This window comes from Acinetobacter sp. NIPH 542, assembly GCF_000369825.1.
Lineage (GTDB): Bacteria > Pseudomonadota > Gammaproteobacteria > Pseudomonadales > Moraxellaceae > Acinetobacter > Acinetobacter oleivorans.
In genome coordinates, this window is sequence record NZ_KB850206.1 from 1,990,299 (window position 1) to 2,015,797 (window position 25,499).

Annotated in this window: 24 protein-coding genes; 10 read left to right on the plus strand and 14 right to left on the minus strand. The window is 37.2% G+C overall.

Annotated elements, in window-relative coordinates; translation table 11 throughout:
- Positions 1 to 40: 40 nt before the first annotated feature.
- The 3 genes from F886_RS14765 to F886_RS14775 all read right to left on the minus strand — a co-directional run bounded on the left by F886_RS14765 (position 41) and on the right by F886_RS14775 (position 2,772).
- Complete coding sequence (locus tag F886_RS14765) at positions 41 to 604, minus strand: lipocalin family protein (protein WP_005306872.1); 564 nt, start codon at positions 602 to 604, stop codon at positions 41 to 43.
- Between the two features lie 96 nt (positions 605 to 700).
- On the minus strand, positions 701 to 2,104 hold the full coding sequence (locus F886_RS14770) for a heavy metal sensor histidine kinase (RefSeq protein WP_005306875.1): 1,404 nt from the start codon (positions 2,102 to 2,104) through the stop codon (positions 701 to 703).
- Positions 2,101 to 2,772, minus strand: coding sequence for a heavy metal response regulator transcription factor (locus F886_RS14775; protein WP_005306878.1), 672 nt, complete (start codon positions 2,770 to 2,772; stop codon positions 2,101 to 2,103). Before F886_RS14775 ends, F886_RS14770 begins: the two co-directional genes overlap by 4 nt.
- 125 nt (positions 2,773 to 2,897) lie before the next feature.
- On the opposite strand from F886_RS14775, the gene F886_RS14780 reads away from it, so the two are divergent.
- Positions 2,898 to 3,365: a GlcG/HbpS family heme-binding protein gene (locus F886_RS14780; protein WP_081402282.1), complete on the plus strand. Its 468-nt coding sequence runs from the start codon at positions 2,898 to 2,900 to the stop codon at positions 3,363 to 3,365.
- 10 nt (positions 3,366 to 3,375) lie between these two features.
- Positions 3,376 to 3,777 (plus strand): hydroxyisourate hydrolase, encoded by a 402-nt coding sequence (gene uraH / locus F886_RS14785; protein WP_005306885.1) that lies wholly within the window; start codon positions 3,376 to 3,378, stop codon positions 3,775 to 3,777.
- Positions 3,778 to 3,836: 59 nt separating this feature from the next.
- Here the strand turns inward: uraH and F886_RS14790 are convergent, their stop codons facing one another.
- Genes F886_RS14790 through F886_RS14805 form a run of 4 tightly spaced genes read right to left on the minus strand, consistent with a single transcriptional unit; the run spans position 3,837 to position 7,623 of the window.
- On the minus strand, positions 3,837 to 4,544 hold the full coding sequence (locus F886_RS14790; RefSeq protein WP_005306889.1) for a PqiC family protein: 708 nt from the start codon (positions 4,542 to 4,544) through the stop codon (positions 3,837 to 3,839).
- Positions 4,534 to 6,201 (minus strand): PqiB family protein, encoded by a 1,668-nt coding sequence (locus F886_RS14795; protein WP_034591362.1) that lies wholly within the window; start codon positions 6,199 to 6,201, stop codon positions 4,534 to 4,536. Before F886_RS14795 ends, F886_RS14790 begins: the two co-directional genes overlap by 11 nt.
- A 7-nt stretch (positions 6,202 to 6,208) precedes the next feature.
- Positions 6,209 to 7,018: a paraquat-inducible protein A gene (locus F886_RS14800; RefSeq protein ID WP_005306896.1), complete on the minus strand. Its 810-nt coding sequence runs from the start codon at positions 7,016 to 7,018 to the stop codon at positions 6,209 to 6,211.
- On the minus strand, positions 7,015 to 7,623 hold the full coding sequence (locus F886_RS14805) for a paraquat-inducible protein A (protein WP_005306899.1): 609 nt from the start codon (positions 7,621 to 7,623) through the stop codon (positions 7,015 to 7,017). Before F886_RS14805 ends, F886_RS14800 begins: the two co-directional genes overlap by 4 nt.
- 349 nt (positions 7,624 to 7,972) lie before the next feature.
- Between F886_RS14805 and F886_RS20590 the strand changes: the two genes are divergently transcribed.
- The 3 genes from F886_RS20590 (at position 7,973) to F886_RS14815 (ending at position 12,040) form a co-directional block, all read left to right on the plus strand.
- Positions 7,973 to 8,089, plus strand: a complete 117-nt coding sequence (locus F886_RS20590) for a tautomerase family protein (protein ID WP_228129973.1) — start codon at positions 7,973 to 7,975, stop codon at positions 8,087 to 8,089.
- A 610-nt stretch (positions 8,090 to 8,699) separates the two neighbouring features.
- Positions 8,700 to 10,385 carry an aspartate-alanine antiporter gene (gene aspT / locus F886_RS14810; RefSeq protein ID WP_005306902.1) on the plus strand — a complete coding sequence of 562 codons (1,686 nt, stop codon included), beginning with the start codon at positions 8,700 to 8,702 and terminating at the stop codon, positions 10,383 to 10,385.
- 56 nt (positions 10,386 to 10,441) lie between these two features.
- The gene (locus tag F886_RS14815; protein ID WP_005306905.1) at positions 10,442 to 12,040 is read left to right on the plus strand and encodes a bifunctional aspartate transaminase/aspartate 4-decarboxylase; all 1,599 of its coding nucleotides are present in this window, start codon (positions 10,442 to 10,444) and stop codon (positions 12,038 to 12,040) included.
- 83 nt (positions 12,041 to 12,123) lie between these two features.
- Here F886_RS14815 and F886_RS14820 read toward each other — a convergent pair whose 3' ends face one another.
- Both F886_RS14820 and F886_RS14825 read right to left on the minus strand, forming a co-directional pair.
- The gene (locus F886_RS14820; protein WP_005306909.1) at positions 12,124 to 12,678 is read right to left on the minus strand and encodes a TetR/AcrR family transcriptional regulator; all 555 of its coding nucleotides are present in this window, start codon (positions 12,676 to 12,678) and stop codon (positions 12,124 to 12,126) included.
- A 629-nt stretch (positions 12,679 to 13,307) separates the two neighbouring features.
- On the minus strand, positions 13,308 to 14,534 hold the full coding sequence (locus tag F886_RS14825) for an oxygenase MpaB family protein (protein WP_005306912.1): 1,227 nt from the start codon (positions 14,532 to 14,534) through the stop codon (positions 13,308 to 13,310).
- A 111-nt stretch (positions 14,535 to 14,645) separates the two neighbouring features.
- On the opposite strand from F886_RS14825, the gene F886_RS14830 reads away from it, so the two are divergent.
- Positions 14,646 to 15,704 carry an AraC family transcriptional regulator gene (locus F886_RS14830; RefSeq protein WP_005306915.1) on the plus strand — a complete coding sequence of 353 codons (1,059 nt, stop codon included), beginning with the start codon at positions 14,646 to 14,648 and terminating at the stop codon, positions 15,702 to 15,704.
- A gap of 130 nt (positions 15,705 to 15,834) precedes the next feature.
- On the opposite strand, the gene F886_RS14835 is transcribed toward F886_RS14830, so the two are convergent.
- Entirely contained in the window at positions 15,835 to 16,926 is a 1,092-nt protein-coding gene (locus F886_RS14835) for a DUF6670 family protein (RefSeq protein WP_005306918.1), read from the minus strand.
- 474 nt (positions 16,927 to 17,400) lie between these two features.
- Between F886_RS14835 and F886_RS14840 the strand changes: the two genes are divergently transcribed.
- Together F886_RS14840 and F886_RS14845 are read left to right on the plus strand one after the other, a co-directional pair.
- On the plus strand, positions 17,401 to 17,778 hold the full coding sequence (locus F886_RS14840) for a DoxX-like family protein (protein ID WP_005306921.1): 378 nt from the start codon (positions 17,401 to 17,403) through the stop codon (positions 17,776 to 17,778).
- Positions 17,779 to 17,828: 50 nt separating this feature from the next.
- Positions 17,829 to 18,662, plus strand: coding sequence for an SDR family NAD(P)-dependent oxidoreductase (locus tag F886_RS14845; RefSeq protein WP_005306924.1), 834 nt, complete (start codon positions 17,829 to 17,831; stop codon positions 18,660 to 18,662).
- Positions 18,663 to 18,748: 86 nt separating this feature from the next.
- Here F886_RS14845 and F886_RS14850 read toward each other — a convergent pair whose 3' ends face one another.
- Complete coding sequence (locus F886_RS14850) at positions 18,749 to 20,578, minus strand: monovalent cation:proton antiporter-2 (CPA2) family protein (RefSeq protein ID WP_005306926.1); 1,830 nt, start codon at positions 20,576 to 20,578, stop codon at positions 18,749 to 18,751.
- A 208-nt stretch (positions 20,579 to 20,786) separates the two neighbouring features.
- Entirely contained in the window at positions 20,787 to 22,022 is a 1,236-nt protein-coding gene (gltS, locus tag F886_RS14855) for a sodium/glutamate symporter (protein WP_005306928.1), read from the minus strand.
- 360 nt (positions 22,023 to 22,382) lie between these two features.
- Here gltS and F886_RS14860 point away from each other — a divergent pair, with 360 nt between their 5' ends.
- The gene (locus tag F886_RS14860; protein ID WP_005306931.1) at positions 22,383 to 23,534 is read left to right on the plus strand and encodes an alpha/beta fold hydrolase; all 1,152 of its coding nucleotides are present in this window, start codon (positions 22,383 to 22,385) and stop codon (positions 23,532 to 23,534) included.
- A gap of 717 nt (positions 23,535 to 24,251) precedes the next feature.
- Positions 24,252 to 24,593, plus strand: a complete 342-nt coding sequence (locus F886_RS20285) for a hypothetical protein (protein WP_005306934.1) — start codon at positions 24,252 to 24,254, stop codon at positions 24,591 to 24,593.
- On the opposite strand, the gene F886_RS14870 is transcribed toward F886_RS20285, so the two are convergent.
- The gene (locus tag F886_RS14870) at positions 24,568 to 25,038 is read right to left on the minus strand and encodes an AnBLUF65 family BLUF photoreceptors (protein ID WP_005306937.1); all 471 of its coding nucleotides are present in this window, start codon (positions 25,036 to 25,038) and stop codon (positions 24,568 to 24,570) included. The two genes, F886_RS20285 and F886_RS14870, sit on opposite strands and share 26 nt — an antisense overlap.
- 203 nt (positions 25,039 to 25,241) lie before the next feature.
- Entirely contained in the window at positions 25,242 to 25,451 is a 210-nt protein-coding gene (locus tag F886_RS14875) for a cold-shock protein (RefSeq protein WP_003650775.1), read from the minus strand.
- Between the last annotated feature and the right edge of the window lie 48 nt (positions 25,452 to 25,499).

The following is a 25,499-nucleotide window of genomic DNA, read 5'->3' on the forward strand; positions in this document are numbered from 1 at the left end:
TTACGAGATAAATATAAGAATCTACGCAACCAGCATTTCACTATTTAGACTGTGTTGTCTTAACGAGTTTAGAAACGTCGTAGCCATAGCTTTTTGCGGTTTGCAGATAAGATTGATATGTCGCCTCATCAAGTTGAGGGCTACGAGAAAGAATCCATAAATATTTCTGGCTTGGGCCACCCACTAAAGCGATCTGATAATTTGGGTCAACTCTTAAAACCCAGTAATCGCCTTTTGTAAAAGGAATCCATCTAAGGCCAGAAGGTAAAAAGCTCACCTTTAATTTACTGTTGCCTTCATTTTGCGAATAAGCAACGCCTTCTGATGAGATCGTTTCTCCATTTTTATTCGTACAACTATTTAAAACACCAACGGTTTTGTCTGCGTTAATAGAATAGTTTGCAGTTGTATTGGCTACACAATTACGCTGAAAAAACATAGGTAAATGCGCAATTTCATACCACTTACCCGCGTATTTATTAATATCAATAGAATCAACAGCGACAGGTTTAGTATTGGTGTCGGCAAAGGTGCTCAAAGGAAGCATTAAACTAACCGCTGCAAGACTGCTGCTCATGACCAGTGACTTAAATAATAATTTCATGACTACCCTCTTCTGTTTATTTCATATGATCAAACATACGTCAGAGGGCTGTGAACAAAGTGTGAATTTTAAAAATTAAGGAACATTAATAAGGATTTAATTGTATTTCTTTGCAGCATCTGCAACCAGAAAATCAAGCTCAAAGCACACACCCTCGACCGTGTTATAAACTCGATAGCGGCCATGGTGTAGATCCATAATTGAAGCAACAATCGACAAACCTAACCCACCTGTCTGGTTCTCATCACTTCGACTTGAGTGGCATTGGTAGAATCTTTCAAAAAGATGCTCAAGTTGATGTTCAGCAATTGAAATACCTCCCGTTACCACAGTCAAGCTCACCCATTGCCTATGCTCAATCATTTTATGTTTAGTTGCGATATAAATAATCCGCTTGTCACCACCGTGAACCAGCGCATTTAAAATCAGGTTATAAACAGCTCTTTGAAATAACTCAGGATCTGCAAATAAGGTTTGAGCTTTTAAGTTAAACCTAAAATGACACTCTTGTTCTTCAGCTTGATATTCAAAAATCTGGCATAGGCCATCTATAACGTCTTGGACGTTTATTTCCTGTTTATTTACAAGCACCATTTTCTGATCGGCTCTTGCCAAGAAAAGCATGCTATCAATCATGCGTTTTAATCTGTGGTAGTCGTCTAAATGAGACACCAGCAAATCTTCATATTGCTCAATCGAACGTTCGCCAGTTAAAGCAATCTCGGTTTGCCCAATCAAATTATTTAAAGGTGTACGGAACTCATGAGCGATATCTTCAGAAAAACGGTTGAGCTGTGTATAGCCCTTTTCAATACGCTCAAGCATGTGATTTATATCTTTTGAAAGTAGCTCAACTTCTAATGGTGAATTTGATAGGTTTAATCTTTTCTGGAGCTGATTTACGTTAATAGAATGAGTTTGCTTACGAAGCTGTTGTAGCGATCGTAAACCTAAATGACACGCTAAAATACAAAGCACAAAGATTGCAAACACGCCGCCGACCACATACATCAAGAGACTTTCTTGAAAAGGTAAAAGAATATTGATGCGTTCCGACCACTGTTTACCTGCAATGAGTAGATAAGGCTCGTTATTAATTTTTATGGTTTTCCAAGCAATGCGTGTTGGATATGAGTTGTTAACTAAATCTTGAAATTGAAGACTGTCTCGCTGTGCAAGTTCAGGCAGTTGAATGTGAAGCGGATTGATATTAATTAAAGTTTTATCTTTATGGATGAGCAGAAACAAGTTGTCTTGGTTGCCAAGCATGTTTTGATACAGCTTAGGACGCGCAATGATTTGCTCTACATTTTCGCTATCTTGCAGCAAAATTTCCAAACGGTTAATTCTGTCTGCTAAAGCTTTATCTTGTTGCTTTAATAAAATCTGGTTAATACCCCAATAGGTCATAAAGCCGACTGAACATAAAATTAAGGCAGAACAGAGCGTGACCAGTAATGTAATACGGACTTCAAGAGAACGTAGAAATTTAAAGTTCATAAGCTAACCGAAATTTTATAGCCCAAGCCACGTATGGTATGAATGAGTTTTAACTCATATCCCTCATCAATTTTGCTTCGTAAACGGCGTACTGCAACGTCAATAAAATTGGTATCGGTGTCAAAGTTAATATTCCAAACTTCGGAACCAATTTGTCTGCGCGTCACGATTTGTTCTTTGTTGAGCAACATGTAACGCAACAAATTAAATTCGGTTTTGCTCAGCTCAACTAAGTTTCCGTTACGCCATACTTTATGAGCAACCATATCCATTTTTAGATCACTAATAGATAGCTCGTTTTCTTGCAGATATTGCTGTCGTCTTAACAGACTTTTAATACGTGCCAACAGTTCAATATAGGAAAATGGTTTAGCCAAGTAATCATCTGCACCCAACTCCAACCCTTTCACTCTATCGATCACCTGATCTTTTGCGGTTAAGAAAATCACCGGAATTTTTGAAAACTGACGTAGTACTTGTAATACGCTCCAGCCGTCTATGTCAGGCAACATGACATCAAGAATAAGCAAGTCATATTGATCTCTCTTTAGCATTTCCAAACCTTGAAGCCCTAAGTGAACACACTCCGCTTGATATCCAGATTCTTTTAATCCTTTGACCAAATAAGTGGCGATCTTGATCTCGTCTTCAATAATAAGGATACGCATTTTGTAGAGACTCATTTGAAAGATGACAACTTTGTAATGTGATTGTCACGCTTGAAGTTAAGCAATTTGTTTAAGATTTTCAAAGCGACATAGAGGCAATCAACATGAAAAAATTGAACTGGCTGATGTTAGCAGCCGTGCTATTCGGTAATAGTACTTTTGCACAGCCCCCTGCTTTGAATCAAGTTTATTCGTTAGATCTAAAAACTGCCCATCTGTTAGCCGACAGTGCGAAAGAGGCATGCAAAAAATTAAATCAAAACATTGCGGTCGTTGTTGTAGATCGCGGCGGTAATCCATTAACTGCCGAACGGCATGAGCTGGTGGGCCCGCATAATTTAATTGCTGCTGAAAAAAAGGCCTATACAGCACTATCTACAAAAACATCGACCTTGGTTTTAAGCCAAAACAGTAACCAAAACCCCGATGCAAAAAATTTAACTACCGTAGCGAATTTACTTTTGTTAGGTGGTGGCGTGCCTGTTCGTTTTGAGAACCAAGTGATCGGCGCGATTGGCGTTGCGGGTGCTGGCGGCGCACAAAATGACAATCAATGCGCAAGTAAAGCCATTGAAACCGTTTTTCATTCATAAGGAGTTCAACATGCCTAAATCATTTATTGCTTTATCTTCGTTATTTATAGCTTCAGCTACATTTGCACAAACTAATCCGCTAAGTGTGCATGTGTTAAATCTAGAGACGGGTTTGCCCTCTTCTCAGGTTGAAGTGGTTTTAGAAAAAAATACCAATAACCAGTGGATTAAACTTAATCAGCAAGTGACCGATTCAAATGGTCGTATTACTGCGCTCTATCCAGAAAATAAAAAACTAGAGCAAGGAGTTTATAAAGTTACCTTTAAAACTGAAGACTGGTTTAAAAAGAACAAACAACAAACTTTTTTTGCTGAAGTTCCTGTAATTTTTAAAGTGGATGGAAGCGTAAATCACTACCATATTCCTTTATTACTTAGCCCTTACGGTTACTCAACCTATCGAGGCAACTAAAAATAAAACCCCTTTATCTGTTGTACACAAATAAAGGGGTTGGTTAAAAGCGATATGTTTTACGAACAAACACCATTGCTAATAACCGATTTTTTGTTTGAATCCAACGCCACAATTGAAGAAGAAACCGTATTAATAATTTGAGTCATTGCCTCACTTGAAGCACTCACAATCGCATCCATCTTTTTTGCTTTCTGATCAATCGGCTGCTTAAAAGCAATTCGACAATTTAACTGAGATCCTGCATTCGTGATGACTTTTGCATTATTTGACTCTAATTGACTAGGCGGTATTTGACGCTTCACTACCCAAGACACCGCAATATTAATATAGCTTTTATCTACAATATCAAAATGAGAAAAGTCTGTAGAAACTCGATATAAAGGCTGATTGTTTCCAGCTAGGCCGCTGCTATAACTGTCAATTGCGCCTAATTTTTGTTGCAAACCCGCCGACAAGGTATCGCGTAATTGCGTACTCATGGTTGATGTCCAGCGCTCATTGTTTAACACCGTAGACTTGCCACTACTGTCTTGCAGCACCAAAGGCGCACGGTCTAAACGGTCAGGGAGTCCAACTGGTAAAACTTCAATGACTCGAATACTAGAGCTAACTGCCGGAGTAATTTTAGGGGAAATCGTATAATAGTTTGGCGTTGGCGAACTCGAACATGCCGTCATGGCAACTGCCGTTAAAAACAGGCCGCTCCCAAGCAGCCATTTGGCTGCTTTAGGATGTTGAAAAGATAGAGTGTTTTTATTTTTCATCATCGGCCTCTGGTGTCTTACCACGAATAATTGATTCGGGATGTTGCTCAATATAATCTGCCATTAACTGTAGTGAAGCTGCCGCACGTGTCATTTGCTGCAATGCTTTACGTACGTCTTGTTGTAACGGCGCATCGCTCGACAAAATAGACTCGGACGATCTTACAGTTTTACGAACATCGTCTAAAGTTGCTTGTAAACCAGGGGCAACTTTTCCATCTAACTGTTTAATCAGTTTGTCGGTAGAGGCAATGGCGGTGTTCATATTGTTGAGCGTTTTACGTACATCTTGCCCAATCTCAACTAATGGGAATTTAGTTAACTTGTCAGCAATCTGAGAAACTTGAGCTTGTAAGCCACTCAATTCGGTTGGTGTAGTCGGAATTACTACACGGTCATCACTCAAAATTTGTAATGTCGCTGGTTTAGCTTTAGGGAACTTATCTAATGCAATGTAATTTTGACCCGTGAGCAGATTGCCTGTTCTCATTTGAGCACGCCAGCCATGTTCAACAAAATCTTTGAAAATTTCACTATTTGGATTAAGCGCTTGACCATTTTCAACACGTGAAGGATAGATAACCGCCTCAACACGCATACGAATCTGTTTATAGTGGTCATAAAACTCTGCATTAATCGATTTAACATTACCAATTTCAATACCCATGAAATCAATTGGCGCTCCAACAGAAAGCCCACGCAATGAATGATCAAAATACATAATCACACCACGAGGTTGTCCGTCAGGCTCTTTTAATGCTTCAGATTTTGAGTCCCAAAGATTAAAGCGACTCTGATTCGCTGCCATTGTGGCATGTGAACTTTCGGGGAATCCAAATGCAATACCACCTGCGACAATACTTGCCAAAGATTGAGTATCTAAATTAAAGCCTGAAGCGTTTAAGGTCACATCGATCCCGCTGGCCTGCCAAAAACGTGCATCGGTAGTGACAAACTTGTCATACGGCGCACGAATAAAAGTTTGCAGCTCTACAGATTTACCATCATCAGATAATTTATAGGCTGTAATTTGCCCTACATTAATTCGACGATAATAAATTGGAGAACCTATATCTAAAGATCCTAAATCATCTGCATTTAAGAAAAATACTTTTCCGGGAACGTCTGAAGATATGACTGGTGGCACTTCTAATCCAGTAAATTCAAACTTATCCTCTTCTGATTTACCGCCATCCACTTCAATGTATGAACCCGACAATAAGGTGTCTATTCCTGAAACTCCACTCGTCCCAATACGCGGTCGCACGACCCAAAATCGTGAATCTTTTGCTGCAAAGTTACTGGCGCCTTTACGTAAATCAATTCTAGCAATAACATGCGAACGATCATCTGAAAGATCAATCTGCCTTACTACACCAATATCGACCTGCTTATAACGAACTGTTGTTTTACCGGCAACTAACCCTTCAGCTGTGCGAAAAGACACATCAATGCTAGGACCATGAGACAGTAACGCCTTTATAGCCAACGAAAGCGCGATTAAAAGAGCAATTAATGGAATGAGCCAGATTAATAAAGGCTTCCATCGACTTTTCTTTTCTTGGGGTTCTGGCAAATCATTCATGTTATCCAGTTCAACTTCCGGATCACGATGATCTGAGTTACCAGTGGTTATTTCATTTTCAGACATACTCATTGTTCTTTTATTGACTGGGATTAATGGAATCATTATTCAACGGCGGATGTTCTGCGTGAATAATCTTTGGTTTTTCTGAAGCAAAAGAAGAAGGTTTATTTGTATTTTGAGATACGTAGAAATTATCCCAAATAATACGTGGGTCAAAACTTAACGATGCAAACATGGTTAAGACTACAACCGCGCCAAAAGCTATCGAACCTGGCCCTGCTAAAATGGTAGCAAGCGATTGAATCTGAATGAGTGCTGTTAATAATGCCACAACAAATACATCAATCATTGACCAACGGCCAATAAACTCAACAATTCGATATAATTTTACACATTGCTCGGGTAAAAATTTCCAACCTGCGGATTGTTGAAGATAGACCGCCACTAATAAAAAATACAAAATCAGTAGCTTCAACATGGGAATAAAAATACTGGCCATGAAAATAACCACTGAAACCAGATAGTCCCCACTTTGCCAAAAGTAAATGACCCCACTCATGATGGTATCTTGCTGACTTCCCAAAAGTGAGTCAGTCACCGTCATGGGAAGTACATTGGCCGGAATATAGAGAATAGTCGCAGCCACCACTAAAGCAAAAGTTCGATTTAAACTCGCTGGTTTACGTGAATGCAGCACGCTATTACATCGAATACAACGTAAAACTTGAAGGCTTTGCTTGAGTCCTCTTTTCTCATTTTGAGCAGAATTTACAACACCACAGCAGTGACACACAATTAATGAAAGATCTTTGGCTCTTGGATATTGCTTAAGCACTGACCCTTGCTGCGAGCTTCGGGTTTGGGTCACATTTTTTATCGTTTTCATGGCAGTGACCTATCAATTTCATTCCATATATCACTCACCTTTATGGAAGTAATATAGACCAACAATACACTTAAGATCGCAAACGCCCATAACGCAATCTCAGGAATCACCAAGACCATTCCCATTAACTTTACAAGCGTGACCAAAATTCCGATTAAAAACACCTCAACCATTCCCCACACTCTCATAAAAAAAAGTGTGCGTAAGGCAATCACCAAAAATGTTGGTCTTTTCTTCAATACGCTTACTGTACCTAATACATAAGAAAGTAAGAGAAGATAGGAAAGCGGCACAACAAAGGTAGTGATTAAGATGAGTACGCCAACGAATGCCCGATCATAATGAAACATCACCCAAACTGCTCCAAGTAAGGTGGTTTCAGATATGTTTCCCTGTAATTCAATTTTTACAATCGGAAAGCTATTGGCAATAACAAATACGATTAATGCCGTTAAGATCAAAGCCAATAATGTCGAAAAAGGTTTGGTGTGCCGATAGAGTTCAGCACCGCAGCATACGCAATAAGCTCTTTTTCCATAAGCAAGCGGGGTTCTACGATAGACAGTATCGCACTCCTCACAACCTGCTAATTCTTTAAGCTTCATAGTTATACTCTAAGGTTTATCGTTTTACTGTGTCACACAAAGCTCTTTTTATTACTAAGATAAATTAAAATATAAATCAATCTAAAAGCTATATCAGACAATGGAAATTACCATAAGTACTGTTCAATATATTGTTGAAACTGCTAAATAATCTATACATATTCGGTGATCAAATAAAAATAGTTATATAAAGTCATAAGCTTAAGCTCAGATAACACACTTTTGACCCAAGTAGCTGAGCGTCAAATTAGTAAATCCTAACTATTGCTTAACATCTTTCCCTATTGAAAAGTTCATGATGCTCTAGATCACTTTTATCCCGTGAACGCCGCAACAAGAATCAGGTTTAATGCAGCATGTGACAGAACAGTTCCTGCAAAAATTTAGCATTCCTGAGCAAGATATCATGTTTGTGATTGTGCAAATTAGCACAGAAGATTGGCACTTTGGTCATGCAAACGAGTAGATCTTTTATTAAAAATGTTAGCATCAATAAACTAGCTCTCAAATTTAAAACCACAATAAAGCTCTCTTTTTAATATGATAAATTTATTTAAAGATAAAAATTAAATACCAAAAAAACCCCACTTAAATATAAGCAGAGTTAAAAATTTAAAGATTATTATGAAGATTAAATTAAATATACCCATAAAACACTTAAAACCAAATTATGCGACACAATTAACAAAAATTTAATTTTAAGTAGATTATTTTTTAATTTTTTATAAATTAACATCCCCAATAACAATAAAAAATAATTACATATAAATATCAATACTTTAATAAAAATATTAAATCAAAAATTAGTAAATATGTTCTTTTACATTATGAAACATTCTTTATATTATTGTAATTAAATTTTACTACAAGTTAAAAACAAAAGTTGATTTAATCAGTCAGAATTACCGATATATCTGGATCACAAGCATTTTAAATATATTATTTCTACAATTAAACTTAAGAAAGTCACCAGATTTGAAGGTTTGCTTAAGCAATTTTCATACTGTATTTTAAAAAAGGAAAAATAAATAATTTCATATATTAAAGATAGATCTAATAATAAAAGTGAGATCAAAATGATTGAATGGTTACAAAGTGTCTTAAAGCACAGCCCCGAAATATTATTGTTCTTATCACTCGCAATCGGCTTCTGGATTGGACAGTTCCAGTTTGGAAAATTTCAGTTTGGCGGAGTCGCAGGCTCCTTACTTGTCGCAGTTGTTTTAAGTCTTATTGGCGTACCTGTCGATAATGGCGTTAAAGCAATTTTATTTGCCCTTTTCATTTACGCGGTAGGCTTTGAAAGTGGCCCTCAGTTTTTTAAATCACTAGGACCACAGTCCATAAAAGAAATTCTTTTAGCAGTATTCATGGCGGTTTGTGGTTTAGTCACTGTTTTAGTCATGGCTAAAATTTTTCACCTCGATAAAGGCTTGGCCGCGGGTCTTGCTGCGGGCGGCATGACTCAATCAGCCATTATTGGAACTGCCGGAGATGCAATTTCTAGACTCGATCTTCCACTCGCAGAAATTCAAAGACTTCAAGCCAATGTCGCGATTGGCTATGCAGTGACTTACATTTTCGGATCATTGGGAGCGATTATTGTCTGTGTGAATATCTTGCCTAAATTTATGGGTAAAGAAATTCACGACGATGCATTAAAAGCTCAAAGTGAACGACTCAAAGGTGCTTTCGAACTAGCCCCAGGTCAAGAACTGGCAATGCCGGAAATTGTTGGCCGTATTTATAAAGTCAAGCAAGCCAACGGGCACACTATTGCGGAAATTGAAGCAAAAGAGCCGAGTATTACGATTGAACGTTTAAAACGTAAAGATCAGTTTATTGATGTTGCTCCCGAACTGACCTTACAAACTGACGATGTCGTCTTGTTGGTTGGGCGCCGTGCCAATGTGGTTTCAGTTGCCGAGCAAATCGGGACCGAATTACAGTCATCGCAAGGTATGGAAATGATTATGGATACCAGCGATGTCATCCTAAGAAATTCCAAATACATCAACCGTACCTTAGGAGACATTAAGGCGAATACGCCAGCTTATTTGAAGCACGGTATTTATGTACTTGCGATTAAACATAACGATGAATCACAACCGTTAAGCGATGATACTCTTTTACGACAAGGTGATGTGGTCACTGTATACGGTACAAAAAACGATCTCGAACGTTTAGTGAAAGAGGCCGGTAAAGCCTTACCTGAAAGCTTAAAAACGGACTGGATTTTTCATGGTGCAGGACTTGTGGTCGGTTTAGTGATTGGTCTCTTCGTGATTCGTTTAGGTGATGTGCCATTAACACTCGGAGCGGGTGGCGGAGCTTTACTATCAGGTCTTCTCTTTGGCTGGATACGAAGCAGAAATCAGGTGCATGGCAATATGCCTCTAGCGGCTTCACAGCTTCTTAAAGATTTAGGTCTGGCAGGATTCGTTGCTGCCGTCGGATTACAATCGGGTTTACAGGCCATTCAAACCATTAAAGAAAGTGGCCTTTCACTCTTTATGATTGGAGTTGTCGTAACACTGGTTCCTCTCCTACTTTCTATGCTCTTTGCACGTTATGTTCTGCGTTATAACAACGTTGCAGTGATGGCAGGTGCACTATCTGGTTCACGCAGTGCAAACCCTGCATTTGGGGCAATCTTAGACAAAGCAGGAAACTCAATTCCGACTGTTCCTTTTGCAATCACCTATGCCTTGGCAAATGTGTTCTTGACCTTACTCGGACCACTGATCGTAGGCTTGGCCTGATTTTATACATTGAATTAGAAATTTTATTCATCTCACTATAATTAAGGAGACGTCCCATGGGGAAAGTCGATTATTCTAAATATGCAAAACTCAGCCCATTTGAGCTTAAAGATAATTTAATAGAATTAGCTCAAAGTAGAACTGACCGAATGATGTTAAATGCTGGGCGTGGTAATCCGAACTTTCTTGCGACTATCCCACGTCGTGCATTCTTCCAACTCGGTCTATTTTCAGCGACCGAATCCGAATTTTCATTTTCATATATGCCAGAAGGTCTAGGTGGCTTCCCGCGCCCTGTTGGACTTCAGTCACGTTTTGATAACTTCATTTTGGAAAACCGAGATAAACCCGGTGTGGTCTTTTTAGGTAAGGCCGTGTCTTATGTACGTGACCAGTTAGGTCTCGACCCAGATCTTTTTTTACTTGAAATGGTTGAAGGGATTTTAGGTTGTAACTACCCTGTGCCGGACCGAATGCTTAGAGTCAGTGAAACGATTATTAAAGAGTACGTCTTAAAGGAAATGGGCGTACAAGGCATGCAAAAAAGAGACTTAGATTTGTTCGCTGTTGAAGGCGGAACAGCAGCAATGGCCTACATTTTCAACTCATTAAAAGAAAATAAAATTATTAAAAATGGCGACCGTATTGCTATTGGTAGCCCAATTTTCACGCCATATCTTGAGATTCCAAAACTTAATGACTATCAGCTTGAAGAGGTACTCATTGAGGCAGATCCTAATCTCGGTTGGCAATATCCAGAATCGGAGCTTAGAAAGTTAGAAGATCCGTCTATTAAAGCATTCTTTTTGGTGAACCCAAGTAATCCCCCATCTGTAAAAATGAGTGATGAAGGGCTTGCGATTTTGGCAGATATCGTTAAAAAACGCCCTGATCTAATTATTTTGACAGATGATGTATACGGTACTTTTGCAGATAACTTCAAATCGCTATTTGCAATTTGTCCTGACAATACAATTCTGGTTTACTCATTCTCTAAATACTTCGGTGCAACTGGTTGGCGACTTGGTGTCATTGCACTTTCAAATGACAATGTGCTTGATAAACAAATTGCGAACTTATCAAAAAAAGAAAAGAAAGAGCTTGAAGAGCGCTACTCATCTTTAACCACTGACCCTGCAAGCATTAAATTTATTGATCGCTTAGTTGCAGATAGCCGTAATGTTGCTTTAAACCACACTGCGGGTCTATCTACACCACAACAAGTTCAAATGGTTTTATTTGCCTTGTTTAATTTAATGGACTCACGCCAAAGCTACAAAAAAGCGGTTAAGTCTGTTGTGCGTGAACGCGATGCGGCACTTTACCGACAACTTGGTGTTGAAGTACCAACAGATCCAAATGCTGTTGACTACTACACCCTAGTCAACCTTGAAAACACCTCACGGACTCTCTATGGAGATGAGTTTGCCGACTGGGTCATGAAAAATAAAAATCCGACAGAACTTTTATTTAGAGTAGCTGATGAAACAGGTGTGGTTTTATTACCGGGTTCTGGCTTCGGTGTGCAGCATCCTTCTGCTCGTGCATCTTTAGCTAACCTGAATGAATACCAATATGCTGCAATTGGTGATTCTTTAAGACGCTTTGCGGATGAAGCTTATGCAGAATATTTAAAAACTAAAAAAGGAAAATAAGTACCTATATAAAGTGAGGCTCTAACAGCCTCACTTTTTCCTTTCTGTTCTTTAATTTTCTATTTCAATTTAATAAGTTCAACTTAATAAACCATATTTAAAAAGTAATCCAGTAACCTCTCAGGCTCTTCATTTTTACTTGAACTTAAACGCCCAAGAATTGCGCCATCAATCATAAATACAAAAATATCAGACTCCTCATACGAAGCTGTTTTCTTATTTTCCATAAGCAGGCTGAAAATTTCATTTTTAAGCCATTGTCTATATCTCACCGCACTTTGATAAGCATTGGGATAAAGCTTTTCAATTTCAAAAATCGCTTTAAACAACAAATAATAAGCACTTTTTAAGTCAGCATGTAAAAGATAGATTTGTCTAAGCTTAAGAGACAAATCTGGATATTGGCAAGATTCACACACTGCTCTCACTTTTTCTTTTAACTGGTCTTTTTGAAGAACCAGACACATTTCAATCAGTCTTTCTTTTGAATGAAAGTAGTTATAAAAAGTGGCTTTGGGAATTTTGGTCTCAATCATGATTCGGTCCACCCCGACCTTGTTGAAGCCATATTGTTTAAATAAATCTGCTGCTATGTGAAGCGCTCGCGTCGCTCTAGATGAAGCTTCTAAATTTTTCATATGTACCGCTTAAAATATTTTTTTGTTGTAAGTAAATGAGATAGAAATACCTTCACCAAAATATTAGGCGAGAAAACAGGCATGCCAAGGCAGCATAAAACCGTGCCCTAGCGTATCTCAGACTTTATTGTTGCTATGAGTTTTTAGTCGTAACGAAGTACAGTTTAATCTACAAATATTTAAACCGTTTTAAAGACCAGTTGAGCGGTATGGATAGAGAAAGCTTGGCAAAGGCCAATAAATAAGAAAAATTAGTATGCATAGAGGACTCCTCATGTCTAAAGAAGTTCTACCGAATTACTGTCAAATAATTATGGTGGCAGAACGAGAGAAGGTTGACAGACTGGTTAGACGCCAGCACACCCGAAGGTGTCCCTCTCCCGTCCTACCGCAACGGGAGGAGACGAGAAGCTTACACACAAGAGTATTCCTCAGAAGGAATATCTGATGCGGTCTAAAACAGCCTGTCAAAGCCGGCTGGCAATGTAGGCCAGCAGGCAAAGGATAGTGCTCAACACTATTACAGTCAAGCACACAAAATGACATCTGTTTTAAATTAGATCATTAAAAAAGTAAGGATAAATAATTAAAATTTATTATTAAATTTGGTTTATACAACTATTTAATCATTATCCCCTCTCATAACTAAGATCAGCCTGAGTATTTTTAATGATTTGTTGCATGAACTCATTGCGTTGTTTAGCTTTATATTTACCTAAACGATCAATACCATTAGGTAGAACACGTGCAACTGAAGTGACAACAAAATTCTTAGCAAATGAACCACCGACTAGTGCGATGCCTGTCATTGATTTTTTTGGGAAAGTTAATGAGCTTGCGATCTCTTTACCAAGCATTAAATGAGCAAGAGTACTAATATAATCTTGGGTCATTTTTCTTTGAATACGGTCTATAAGTTTATTTTGATCAATGCGTATTATTTCATCTAAGGATTGCCACAGAGCACCTCCTAACATGGCAGATGTCTCATCAGGGATAAAAACTTGATGTAATTCGATCCAAGTTAAACGCCAAATATCTCGTTCATTCGTTGGAACAAGTGAAGGATGCACCCCAACAACATGTGCTATTAAACGCCACAGGTGAAAAATATCTTCACGCTCCTGTTTCGCATAAAGTACTCCTAAAATATTTGCACCCAAAGTTGCAAGTAAGGCGAATGGTAAAATTGTTGCAGTGTAAATAACTTGATGAATAGGTTCATCCCACTGATCAAAATCCCAGTCATTTTTGGATTTCATAGCTTTGCGCATATGTGCATGGATCATTCTTATTCGTATACATGCCTTATATCCCGGACTAAAACGACTAGACATACCATTCGGAGCAGTGACATCATTAAACCAATTTAATGTTTCTACAGCACGCTTTCCTGCTTTTTTATAAAGATCTCCCGATCTTAATAAAACGTGATTGGCAACTGGAGCGACATAACTCACAGCCAAACCAGGAATAAAAATGGCAAAAGCTTCTTTACCTATTAATTGATAAAAACGAGTAGCACGCTCCAGCCTTTTATGATCTACCCAATATGGGAAGTCATCCACTACAGCAAAAAAATCTATGAGTTCTTGAGGTGGGTTATCGACAGTCTCAATTCCATATTCAAGAGCTTGATTAAACATATGCCTAGATGAAGATCCAACTCTATGCATACATTCAACTAAATTATCTGCTATAGGATCACCAATTTGTCTAAAGCAATTAAAGGATGCTATCTGTGCTTCTGTAGCGTTCGGTGCATCTTTATTAAAAAATCTAGAGGCTACATTGAAAGGAAACTGTTTCATTGCACTTGGATTTTCAACAATTGCATAAGAATATTTATCCAGCATCTGGGAACTCAAAATGATCAAATATTATTTTTATAAGTTATTAAAAAAACTCTTCACACAATAGGTGTAGATATGCCATATTAATGATCAATTTAGGCCAAGACTAAATATATGCAAGATCCTTTTGGATTATTTCATGAGACCATATCCATTTCTTATGCCCGTCTTTTATTAGAGATTTGCGAAAAATATGATATTAGTGCTGCGATTCTTCTAGAAAATACAGGGCTATCCTTATTAGACATCAAGCAATATGATGCAAAGATGAGTGCACATCAATGGTCTAAATTAGTAGCCAATGCACTTCGGCTGACTGGTAACAACCGTCTAGGAATAGAATACGGATCAGCTTTACGACCAACGGCCCATGGCTCATTAGGTTTTGCTTTTTTGAGTTGCGTAGATGTAGAAACAGCTCTAAATCTTTGCCAACATTTTTTCTGTACACGTATTCAAAGTTTCATACCTAATTGGACTTTCGACGAAAAACTTGTATACATTTATCTAGACGATGTTCATCCAGTAAAATTAGGTGATGAACAGCAGTCTCAACAACTAAGAGCTTTTTTAATTGAAAGTCTTTTATTTGGTGGAATTCATTTATTAGAACTACTTATTCAAGAAAATTTAGAGGAATGTGAAATTTTTCTAGATTGGTGTGAATCTTCAGATTATGAAGAGATTTTAAATAAAAATATAAAATATCATTTTAATAGTAAGCGGAATGCTATAGCTTTTCCTTTAAAATATTTAAAACAGTCCAATCCACAAGGTGATTTAGTTGCCTTCCAACAAGCTATTCAATACTGTGAAAAAGATAAAGGTTTAATAGTAAAAGATGCCACACATCATTTGCAAAACTCGATAAAGATGGAACTTTTACATAATTTTAATAAAAACTATCCTTCTCTTCCCGAGATTGCTAAACGTTTAAATATGTCTGAAAGAACGATTAAACGCCATTTACAGACACAAGGAACTAGCTTTCTTCAACTTCTTAATGAGATTCGTTTCAAGGAAGCAAAAAAACTTTTAGCAAAAGAACAATATAATATTCAAGATATTGCAAACTTGATTGGATATGAAGAGTCTACTAACTTTGTTAGGGCTTTTAAAAAATATTCAGGTATAACTCCTCATCAATATAGAAAAAAATTAAAGTCTGAATAGGCTGTACATTCAGAAAACAGAATGCACAGCAAAATTAGCTTCGTCTAGAGTTTCTGGACAATAAATCCCATCCACTGATAAACCTGATCAACTTACCTTGCTTATTTGGCAAGTTAAAAGCAATAAGTTTCTACCTTCGGTCGATATATTCTAAGTAACCCCTTCCCACTAATGGCTGATCATAGAATTCACCTTGCCATGCATATGAAGAAACAAAACCAGCTGCCAATCCGAAACAATACGGGGTATCTACATGTGCTGAAATATCTAAAACCTTTTGATTGTTGTGATAAGCAACCCAGCGAAAAGTATTTGGTACATTCATTGAAAAATTATCGGGAGTAATCTGCGGTTCTTCTTGAAGACTCGTTACTTCAAAAAGTATATCTCCATTATATTGAATTGACGTTCCATCAATATGACGATAGTAAACAGAAGTCAAAATGGGTTGGTCTTCATAGCAAATAAAAGCCAGCAATAACTGCTGTTCGTGGTCAATATTAATAACTTGATAGCTAAAGACTTTTACAGGAAGTTGAATATTCTCAACTAACCATTTGTTTTTGAGCATTGAGGTAGCTACAGCTTTCCAAGACTCCAACGTGCAAAGTCCTTGAACGGTTTCACTATTTCCCTTTTGTTTGATATGACCTTCATATTGCATGAGCACACTAAAGTGCTTATACAGGCCACTATAGGCAAACCATGAAATAGCTTTTGTGGGCTTTAAATAAAGTTCTAGCTCTAAATCTTCTCTTTTAGTAATGAGTAAGAATCCATCGCCTTGCTCATGCATGATAGTTTGATTGTCAAAATTAATCGCAAAAGGATTTTGGCTAAATTTAATATCATTTTTAATTGAATATGTTCTGTAAGCTTCAGAAGTTGTCGATAAGGCTGTTCCATGCACTAACGAAGCTGTATCCCCTTTTCCATCCTTAGACATTTGATAGTTGGTATCTGTAATCGTAAATCCTACATAACCTAAAACTGAAGCCCAAGATAAATATCGAAATGGTTCAGGTAAGTCAGGTACCATGATCCCGTAATGTGTACTCCCAAAGCGTTTATAAAGAGTATGAGGAGTAAGTTCAAACTCTTTTGGCAATACCGATTGCCGCTCTGGTGTAACAGCTCCTAACAATGACCCTGAAAGTTTAGCAACTTTTTGATTGGCTTTGTCTTTAAGACTCTTCGGTAATCTATGGCTTGAGATTAGCATTTTTAAGATCCTTTATTTTTATCTACTTAAAAAATGAAGTTCCATATTAGAACTTGATAATTTGCAATTGAATGTTAATAAAGGACATCTTGATCTAAGCAAATGCACTAAAACAAAAAAGCCAACTCTTTCGAATTAGCTCTAATTACCTCATGACCACGTCTTTAAAAATTGTTTTTAATTTTATTGTTCGCAACAATTTTCATCAATTTTTCTTATGGGTTTAAATTAACCTTTCTTTATGACATTTCAATTAAAAAACATCTGAACTCACCTATTGAATACTACTCCAAAAGAACCAATTGCCCGCCCTACTCGAATAAGAATTGGAATAAGACATTATAAATACTTCAGCCCTACTATTTTTCTAAATATTCTAAATTGTTCTATAGTGAATTACTTCAATACTATATCTGATGAGTTAATATAATAAGCTTGATCTAAAGAAAATTTTAAACTCTTAAAGTAATTTGCATGAAAAATATTAATATCTTCAAATTTATAAACCTTGTGCTGGCCTTTTTATGGATCTATCAAGGACTTGTTCCCAAATTCCTATTTCTTAATTCTGATGAAATTTTTGTATGGCAATGGGTAGGACTATCACTTGAACATGCAAAACTTGCAGGCCATGCGAGTGGTATTGCTGAAATAATTTTTGGTTTATGTTTTCTCTTTACTGCACATAAATATATTCATTATTTAAGCATTTGGGGTTTGCTTGGCTTACTTCTTTTAATTGGTTTTTTAATACCCTCTACCCTGATCTTGCCCTACAACCCTATCGTAATGAATCTTTCGATGATAAGTTTATCTATTGTCTATCTCATCTTATTAAATGAGCTAAATTAACTTACAGCCATTCATGTAACTATTTTTAAAGATTTTATATAGAGAGTGCAATGAGTTTACCCAAAACTGAAGTTTGCAGTGTGGTCATTACAGGCAGTACAAAAGGTATTGGTTTAGCCCTTGCCCATGCTTTTTTAGATCTTGGATGTTCTGTTGTCATTGCTGGACGAAACCCAGAACATCTTAAGCAGGCTCTTTCTCATTTAGAAACTCATTTCAATAAAGAAAAATTCATTGGTCTGTGTTGCGATGTGACTCAAGTGTCAGATGTGCAAACCCTATGGGATGGTGCAATTGAGCGCTTTGGGCAAGTCGATGTGTGGATTAATAACGCAGGAAGCTGCCACCCCACTAAAGACTTTATCGACCTTCAGCCAGAAGAGTTAAACGCGGCTGTTTCAACCAATATTCTAGGCACGATGTTGGGTTCGCAAGTCGCTTTAAAAGGCATGCTCAAACAAGGTTATGGTCAAATCTTTAATATGGAAGGTTGGGGAAGCAACGGCGAATGGAGTGCAGGCATGACGCCTTATGCAACCACAAAACGAGCAGTCAGTTACTTTAGTAAAGCACTTTATAAAGAGACTAAATCGACAGCAATTTTAACTGGCACACTAAGCCCAGGCATGGTGGCAACCGATTTATTAGTTTCGTCTTGGACCAATGGAAACGTCCAAAACTGGAAAAAAATGAAGCGCTTATTTTTCTTTGTGATTGATTCACCAGAAGTCGTTTGTGCCTATTTAGCAAAGCAAATTATGCAAAACAAAAAAGCCAACCGACGCATCGCGTGGATCACGCCATTGAAGCTTTTTCTTAGATTTTTACAACCTTATTACTGGCGTAGAAATCCAGTTAAAGGCACAGCATTAGAGCACTTATAGTCGGGTTTAGCACTTGAAGCTCTTCTTGCCATAAAATTGTTCAGCAGAAGTTCTTCTAAAAAGGCTTCTACTGAACTTCATACTCATCAAGAATCGGTATCTGAGCTATCTTCTTTATTTAAAATCCGCCCTTCCCGTTTTGGTCGAATCAATGGTGCTGTTGGTCTTGGATGATGCGTATGTGTATATTGCATCCCTACTCCCGCATTGACGTCATCTGCTGCGATTTCAGTTTCAAAACGCTCATTATCCAGATCTCGAATTTCCTCGGTAATTCGTTCTACTTCGTCTTCACCTACACCCAGTTCTTGCAAAATCACGCCACCAAACTTAATTGCAGATTCAAACGTTTCACGAATCATAAAGTCCACTTTTTGTTTGACTAAATGCAGTGAATGCTCACGGTCATATGAACGGACTAATAGTTTTGCCAAAGGAAATTCGTGAGTTACAAGTTCCACAATTCTATTTGTGGTTTCTTTACTGTCCACACACACCACAATCGCTTGTGCTGTTGCAGCACCAGAAGCATGCAGAATATCTAGACGGCAGCCATCGCCATAATAAATTTTAAAACCAAATTTTTCAGCGTTTCGAATCATGTCCGTATTATTATCAATAATGGTCACATCGACACCTCTTGCCAACAATAATTGACTGGTGACCTGCCCAAAACGTCCGAATCCGATCATTAAAACACTACCGCTTAAACCCTCGGCAATATTGACGTTTTCTAATGAAACATCCGTTTTAGTTTGAGTGAAACGTTTAAAAAGAATACCAACAATTGGGGTCAACACCATTGAAAGTACCACAATAGCAGTAAGATTAGATTTAACCGTACTATCAATAACTTGTGCACTTAGCGCGGCAGAGAAAAGCACAAAAGCAAATTCTCCACCCTGAGCCATAAGTAAAGCGCGATCCAACGCTTCTGTATGCGAGCTTTTCGTTACTCGGGCGACTATATAAATCATGAGCGCTTTGGCAAGCATCAGGGCAATTACCCCACTCACAATCAGTTGCCAATTCTGAGCGACAACTGATAAATCCAGTGACATGCCCACGCCAAGGAAAAACAGGCCTAACAAGATTCCTCGGAATGGTTCAATATCAGCTTCAATTTGATGTCTAAAGGTCGATTCAGATAAAAGCACACCTGCTAAAAAAGCACCCATTGCCATGGTCAAACCACTGACTTGCATGAGCAGCGCTGCACCCAACACTACCAATAATGCCGCAGCAGTCATGACTTCTCGGGCTTTAGCGGCAGCCAAAAGCCTAAATAATGGGTTCAGCAACCAATACCCTGCTGCAATCAGACCTGCAATTGCGACTAAGCCAATTCCTATATTTTCTAGGCGCACAGATGTGCTTTCGACCACATGATTTGGTGCCATAAAAGCAACAATAGCCAGCAAAGGTACAATTAGTAAATCTTCAAAAAGTAAGATGGCTACAATTTTTTGCCCACGAGGTTGAGTTAAATCTCCCCGATCACCCAACAACTGCATCACAATAGCAGTCGAGGTCAATACGAAACCTGCCGCACCAATAAAAGCCACTTGCCACGTAAACCCAAATAACAGCCCAACGCCAGTCAAAGCCAATGCACAAATGATGATTTGTAGCGTACCAAGGCCAAAAATTTCGCGTCTAAGACTCCATAAATGTGATGGTTGCATTTCCAAACCAATCACAAATAGGTACATCACAATTCCTAACTCGGCAATATGCAAAATTGCGGTGGAATCTTGAAAAAAGGCAAAACCGAATGGGCCAATAATCAGCCCCGCAATTAAATAACCTAGTACAGAACCTAAGCCAATACGTTTAAAAATAGGGACTGCAATGACGGCCGCTGCCAATAAAACTACGGGGGCAACCAAGCTAATTGAATGTGCTTCTGAGCTCATACATTTCTCATTTTATTTATCTGCAATTTATTCTATGTGAAACTAGGTTTAAGGGCGATTATTAGTTTTGAGAAAAAGTATCCTAAAAACAAAATGGCTTAAATCGTCCAAAAATGAAAATTTAGAGTACCCATATGAAAAAAATATATCTCTATTTTAATGTTCATAATTAAGCACTCGTAAAAAAAGCCCTTACGGGCTTTTTTGATTAAACAACGAATTTCAACATGAGCTGAATCACTGTTGCATTAATTAAATCGACAAAGAACGCACCACAAAGCGGAACAATTAAAAATGCCTTATGCGATGGACCATACATGTTGGTAATCGCTTGCATATTTGCTACTGCTGTTGGCGTTGCGCCCATACCAAAACCACAATGCCCTGCTGACAACACCGCTGCATCATAGTTTTTGCCCATTACACGGAACGTCACAAATGCTGCATATAACGCCATCGTAATCGTTTGAGCACCTAAAATCACAACAAGAGGCCCAGCCAAATCTGCAAGTTGCCAAAGCTTTAATGAAAGCAATGCCATTGCTAAATAAAGCGACAAAGACGCATTACCAAAAACATCAATCGCACGGTCAAAAATATCAATTTTCAACACGCTTTCTAAAATATTTCTTAAGATTACACCACCACCGAGCGCCCAAACGAAGGTTGGTAACTCAAACCAAGTTCCCTTACTAAAGCCAGTCATAAATTCAGCAAATGCTAAACACGCTGCAAACATACCCAGCGTGGTAATTGCATTATCAGCAGTAATTAAACGAACTTGATGTGGGTTTTCAAACGGCGCGAGGTCATCCGAATTGTGTTCAACATGACCATCACGCTGTTGTATTTCAGCATTGGTTTTCGGTTGTGCAAGGTTGTAACGATTGATAAGCAATTTCGCTAATGGGCCACCAATTACACCACCAATAATCAATCCAAAAGTCGCACTCGCCATACCCAGTGCTAAAGCACCCTGAATACCATGCTGACTTTCTAAAATTTCACCCCAAGCTCCGGCTGTACCATGACCACCTGTTAAGGTAATTGAACCTGCAATTAAACCAATTAATGGGTCAAGGCCAAGCAAAGTTGCAAGGCTCATGCCGACCGCATTTTGCACAACAATGAACGATGCAACACAGACTAAAAAGATAACCAAAGCCATACCGCCTTCTTTAAGCTTCATAAAATTGGCACTTAAACCAATAGAAGCAAAGAATACAAGCATAAAGCTGGTTTGCAATTCGCTACTAAAAACAATGCTATATCCCCATAGTGTATGGACAAGTAGAGAAATGACCGCGGCCACCAAACCACCTGCTACAGGTTCGGGAATATTGTAGCGTTTTAAAAAATCAATTCGATTAACAAGAAAGCGGCCCAACAATAAAACAATGACCGCCGAAATTAGCGTATAAAAACCATTAAAAACAAATTCCATATAAACTACTTTCTAATTACATTCCTAAAGGATTGTAAAATAATTATATTTTATTTTTTCATATGTAAAAAAAACACAAATAAACTTTACAAAACTATCCTACCAATAGGCTTTTTACTATTCTTAAAAAAAGCTTAAATTTTTAAAGGTTTCATACAAAAATATTAAATAAATTTATTTCATTATTAATTTCAAATATTTATTGCAAATTATTCTTAATGAAAAATAATTATTCCTTGACACCTTAAGCAGAAAATACTGTCTTTTGGGTCACGGAACTTAGAACTCATTCCCTTTAATATCCCTGAAAAGACCAGCTCCTTATTGCTCTGGGCAACATCTTTATAGGTTTTATATTCAATGAGTTTATTGCTTAAAGTTCGTCAGAACATTCCACAGCTACAGTCTATTAAAAAATCTCTTCAGACACGTGCTGGTCAAAAAATACCTCACATGCTGATCAATGCATCGGATCTATTTTTTAGAGGTCCTGAAATTGCCTTGTCAGGAAAAACACCTTTTGACGTGATCTATAAGCATGAAATTATTAGCTTACGCCATTATAGAAACGAAGCCGATATCTCTACACCTAAACACCGTGTTCCTTTAGTGATTGTTCCGCCATTAGCTGTAAACATGCTCATTTATGATTTGTTTCCTACTCGCAGTTTTGTACGCTTCTTTTTGGCACACGGGTTTGATATCTATTTAATTGACTGGGGTGTGCCAACCCGCCACCAAGCAAAATACAATTTCGGCACCTACATTAAAGTCTTTATGCCCGAAATGCTAAAGCAGGTTCGAGAGCACAGTGGTCAGCAACAGTTGTCTTTACATGGCTGGAGTTTAGGTGGCGCACTTTCACTCTGCTATACCTCATTATTTAAAGATAAAGATATTAAGAATCTAATTATTCTCGCTTCCCCTATCGATACCCATAAAGCGGGTTATATGGGGAAACTTTATGGCAGTCTGACTAAACCTGCCGAATGGGTTCGTAAACATACGCCATTTCGTATTCGCCACCACGTGCCCAGTGAAGCATTTCATATTCATGGCTGGCAAAACACGCTGGGCTTTAAATTAACTGACCCGATTGGAAATTTGAAAACATATTGGGAACTTTTTAAGAATCTTGATAACCGAGAGTTTATTGTCGACCATGCAACCTCAAGTTCATTTATCGATAATATGCTCGCCTATCCAGGTGGAGTCATGCGTGACATTATCCTTCGTTTCTGGATTGATAATGAACTATCCAATGGTGTAATTAAATTTGGCGAACTTACAGCTTATCTAAAAGATATTGAATGTTCAGTGCTCGCGGTCGGTGGTAGCACAGATATTATTGTGACCGCTGATGCTGTTAAGCCACTCATGACTTTGATTAGCAGCCAAGACAAAACCTTTAAAGTCGTTCCTGGTGGTCATATGGGTGTCGTTTCTGGAAGCCAAGCCCCTACTGCGGTTTGGCCAGAAATGAGTCATTGGCTAGCTACACGTTCAGATTAACTCACTCACACATCATCAGACCAGTGTAGTCATATCTACACTGGTTAATATTCAAACTTTGCAAAACTATTCTGTTTATCTTTATGTATGTTGAATCGTATTTTTCTAAGAAATTTTAAAAGCAACTTATTTTAAAATATATAGATACTATAAAGGTATATTAGTATTTCAATTCACAAAAAAGTATTTAAATCATCCAAAAATATAAATTTTATTTATAAAGAATATATTTTAAGAATAAAATATTTTATCAATCGTTAAAAATTATTCAAACATAGTATCTGCCATCAAATTAATATTTTTCATTTTTAAAATTATCTTCATCAAGTAGATGTTACTTTTTGTTATTTATGTAAAGCCCACCTTAACAATAAAATCAAATAACTATTTGTTAAATATAATTTTTCTTTAATTTTATTTTGTAAAATTTGTATATTTTTTATACAAATGTAGGCAATTTCTCACAATCATGTAAGCCAAAGAGTACAACACAACCAATTGTTTTTCCTATAATTAATTTCAGTACATATAAGCACTCTTTACTATTAAATAGAAAGCTGAGTATTAATGAAGAGATCTGGAGAAACGGTAACGTTATCTTTATTAATATAAAAACTCTTAATAATAGAAAAAGAATCTCAAAAAATTAATATGTACTATCTTTCCTCTGGAAACAGAGGAAAGATCTTTTTTTAATCATCAGATAGGGTATAGAAAATGTTTATTGCAAAAAATATATTTGTATATTTACTATCAATGTTAGCTTTATGCTTACTGATTATTTTCTTTAACTACCTTGGAATGAATGAGACGACTAACCTTCTGCTCTCTTCAGCACTTTTTGGAATATTTATTACTTGGTATTACAAAGGTAGCGGACTATGTCTCGCATTATTTAGTTTTTTTTACTGGGCAATGTTTGTAATTAGTCAAAGTTTAGAAGTGATATGGATGCTCGCCAGTTCAGTGATTGTCTACCTAGTAATGACTAAAATGATTCCTAAATTTAAGACCATCCATATCAGTGTAATAGCTAAAAAGGGTTCACCCCACGCTTAACCATACCTACTTTCTTAACTGTATTAATTTTGGTTTGTTCAGCACTTAATAATTCATTTAAGAAAATTTTTAAATTTTGCTCATCAAGACGAATGGGATTAAAACTAGTTTCTCCCATCTTTAAAAAGAAAGATTCAATATTTGTATTACGCTGTACATATTTCATTGACCAACGCTGAAAAGAGTTCTTCTCGATGGAATATGTACACAACCATTTAACATTGTAGTGTCTTTGATCATTTTGAATTTTTTCAAATAATCGTTCAACTACCTCCCGTTCACCTTCCAAGCATTGAAAGAAAGCATTATCTGCGTAATAGAGCACCCCACAAATTTGATTCAAATCATTGAAATCTCGTGCTTCTGTCAAAATATCACGTAAATCTTGCAATAAATCTTCATTTTTTTCGTTTCGTTGACTGGCATAACACAAGCGAACGTTCATTAACAATTCCGTGAAATATAAAATTTCTTTATTTAAAGATTTTTTAATCTACCATATCTCTATTACTAATAATTTATATTAACAAGAAAATAAAAAAGCCCTCTCATAGAGGGCTTTTATAGCTTCTAAAAGAACAACGAAATTTCTTTTAAAAGACTAAAATAAAAAAAGCACTAAATAGTGCTTTTTTTCTTACTGAAATATTATTGTGGAATAATATTTACAGCATTTGGGCCTTTTTGACCTTGAGTAACAGTAAACGTTACACGTTGACCTTCGTGCAAAGTTTTGAAACCTGAACCAGAGATCTCTTTGAAGTGTGCAAACACGTCTGGACCATTGTCTTGTTGAATGAAACCGAAACCTTTAGTTTCGTTAAACCATTTTACTGTACCGCTTACTGTATTAGACATGATATATCCTACTGATTTCTAATATTTTAGTATCATTTAATAATGACA

Bases quoted from the DNA above. Each gene is read 5' to 3' on its own strand.
- F886_RS14805 (WP_005306899.1), bottom strand. From the start codon at position 7,623: ATGAAGCTTAAAGAATTAGCAGGTTGTGAGGAGTGCGATACTGTCTAT.
- F886_RS14820 (WP_005306909.1), bottom strand. From the start codon at position 12,678: ATGAAAAATTTAGAAGCTTCATCTAGAGCGACGCGAGCGCTTCACATA.
- F886_RS14830 (WP_005306915.1), top strand. From the start codon at position 14,646: ATGCAAGATCCTTTTGGATTATTTCATGAGACCATATCCATTTCTTAT.
- F886_RS14875 (WP_003650775.1), bottom strand. From the start codon at position 25,451: ATGTCTAATACAGTAAGCGGTACAGTAAAATGGTTTAACGAAACTAAA.
- F886_RS14825 (WP_005306912.1), bottom strand. From the start codon at position 14,534: ATGCTGGATAAATATTCTTATGCAATTGTTGAAAATCCAAGTGCAATG.
- F886_RS20285 (WP_005306934.1), top strand. From the start codon at position 24,252: ATGTTTATTGCAAAAAATATATTTGTATATTTACTATCAATGTTAGCT.
- F886_RS14840 (WP_005306921.1), top strand. From the start codon at position 17,401: ATGAAAAATATTAATATCTTCAAATTTATAAACCTTGTGCTGGCCTTT.
- F886_RS14860 (WP_005306931.1), top strand. From the start codon at position 22,383: ATGAGTTTATTGCTTAAAGTTCGTCAGAACATTCCACAGCTACAGTCT.
- F886_RS14870 (WP_005306937.1), bottom strand. From the start codon at position 25,038: ATGAACGTTCGCTTGTGTTATGCCAGTCAACGAAACGAAAAAAATGAA.
- F886_RS14850 (WP_005306926.1), bottom strand. From the start codon at position 20,578: ATGAGCTCAGAAGCACATTCAATTAGCTTGGTTGCCCCCGTAGTTTTA.
- F886_RS14835 (WP_005306918.1), bottom strand. From the start codon at position 16,926: ATGCTAATCTCAAGCCATAGATTACCGAAGAGTCTTAAAGACAAAGCC.
- F886_RS20590 (WP_228129973.1), top strand. From the start codon at position 7,973: ATGCAGCATGTGACAGAACAGTTCCTGCAAAAATTTAGCATTCCTGAG.
- F886_RS14795 (WP_034591362.1), bottom strand. From the start codon at position 6,201: ATGAGTATGTCTGAAAATGAAATAACCACTGGTAACTCAGATCATCGT.
- F886_RS14780 (WP_081402282.1), top strand. From the start codon at position 2,898: ATGTTAGCAGCCGTGCTATTCGGTAATAGTACTTTTGCACAGCCCCCT.
- F886_RS14775 (WP_005306878.1), bottom strand. From the start codon at position 2,772: ATGCGTATCCTTATTATTGAAGACGAGATCAAGATCGCCACTTATTTG.
- F886_RS14770 (WP_005306875.1), bottom strand. From the start codon at position 2,104: ATGAACTTTAAATTTCTACGTTCTCTTGAAGTCCGTATTACATTACTG.
- gltS (WP_005306928.1), bottom strand. From the start codon at position 22,022: ATGGAATTTGTTTTTAATGGTTTTTATACGCTAATTTCGGCGGTCATT.
- F886_RS14790 (WP_005306889.1), bottom strand. From the start codon at position 4,544: ATGAAAAATAAAAACACTCTATCTTTTCAACATCCTAAAGCAGCCAAA.
- uraH (WP_005306885.1), top strand. From the start codon at position 3,376: ATGCCTAAATCATTTATTGCTTTATCTTCGTTATTTATAGCTTCAGCT.
- F886_RS14845 (WP_005306924.1), top strand. From the start codon at position 17,829: ATGAGTTTACCCAAAACTGAAGTTTGCAGTGTGGTCATTACAGGCAGT.
- aspT (WP_005306902.1), top strand. From the start codon at position 8,700: ATGATTGAATGGTTACAAAGTGTCTTAAAGCACAGCCCCGAAATATTA.
- F886_RS14765 (WP_005306872.1), bottom strand. From the start codon at position 604: ATGAAATTATTATTTAAGTCACTGGTCATGAGCAGCAGTCTTGCAGCG.
- F886_RS14815 (WP_005306905.1), top strand. From the start codon at position 10,442: ATGGGGAAAGTCGATTATTCTAAATATGCAAAACTCAGCCCATTTGAG.
- F886_RS14800 (WP_005306896.1), bottom strand. From the start codon at position 7,018: ATGAAAACGATAAAAAATGTGACCCAAACCCGAAGCTCGCAGCAAGGG.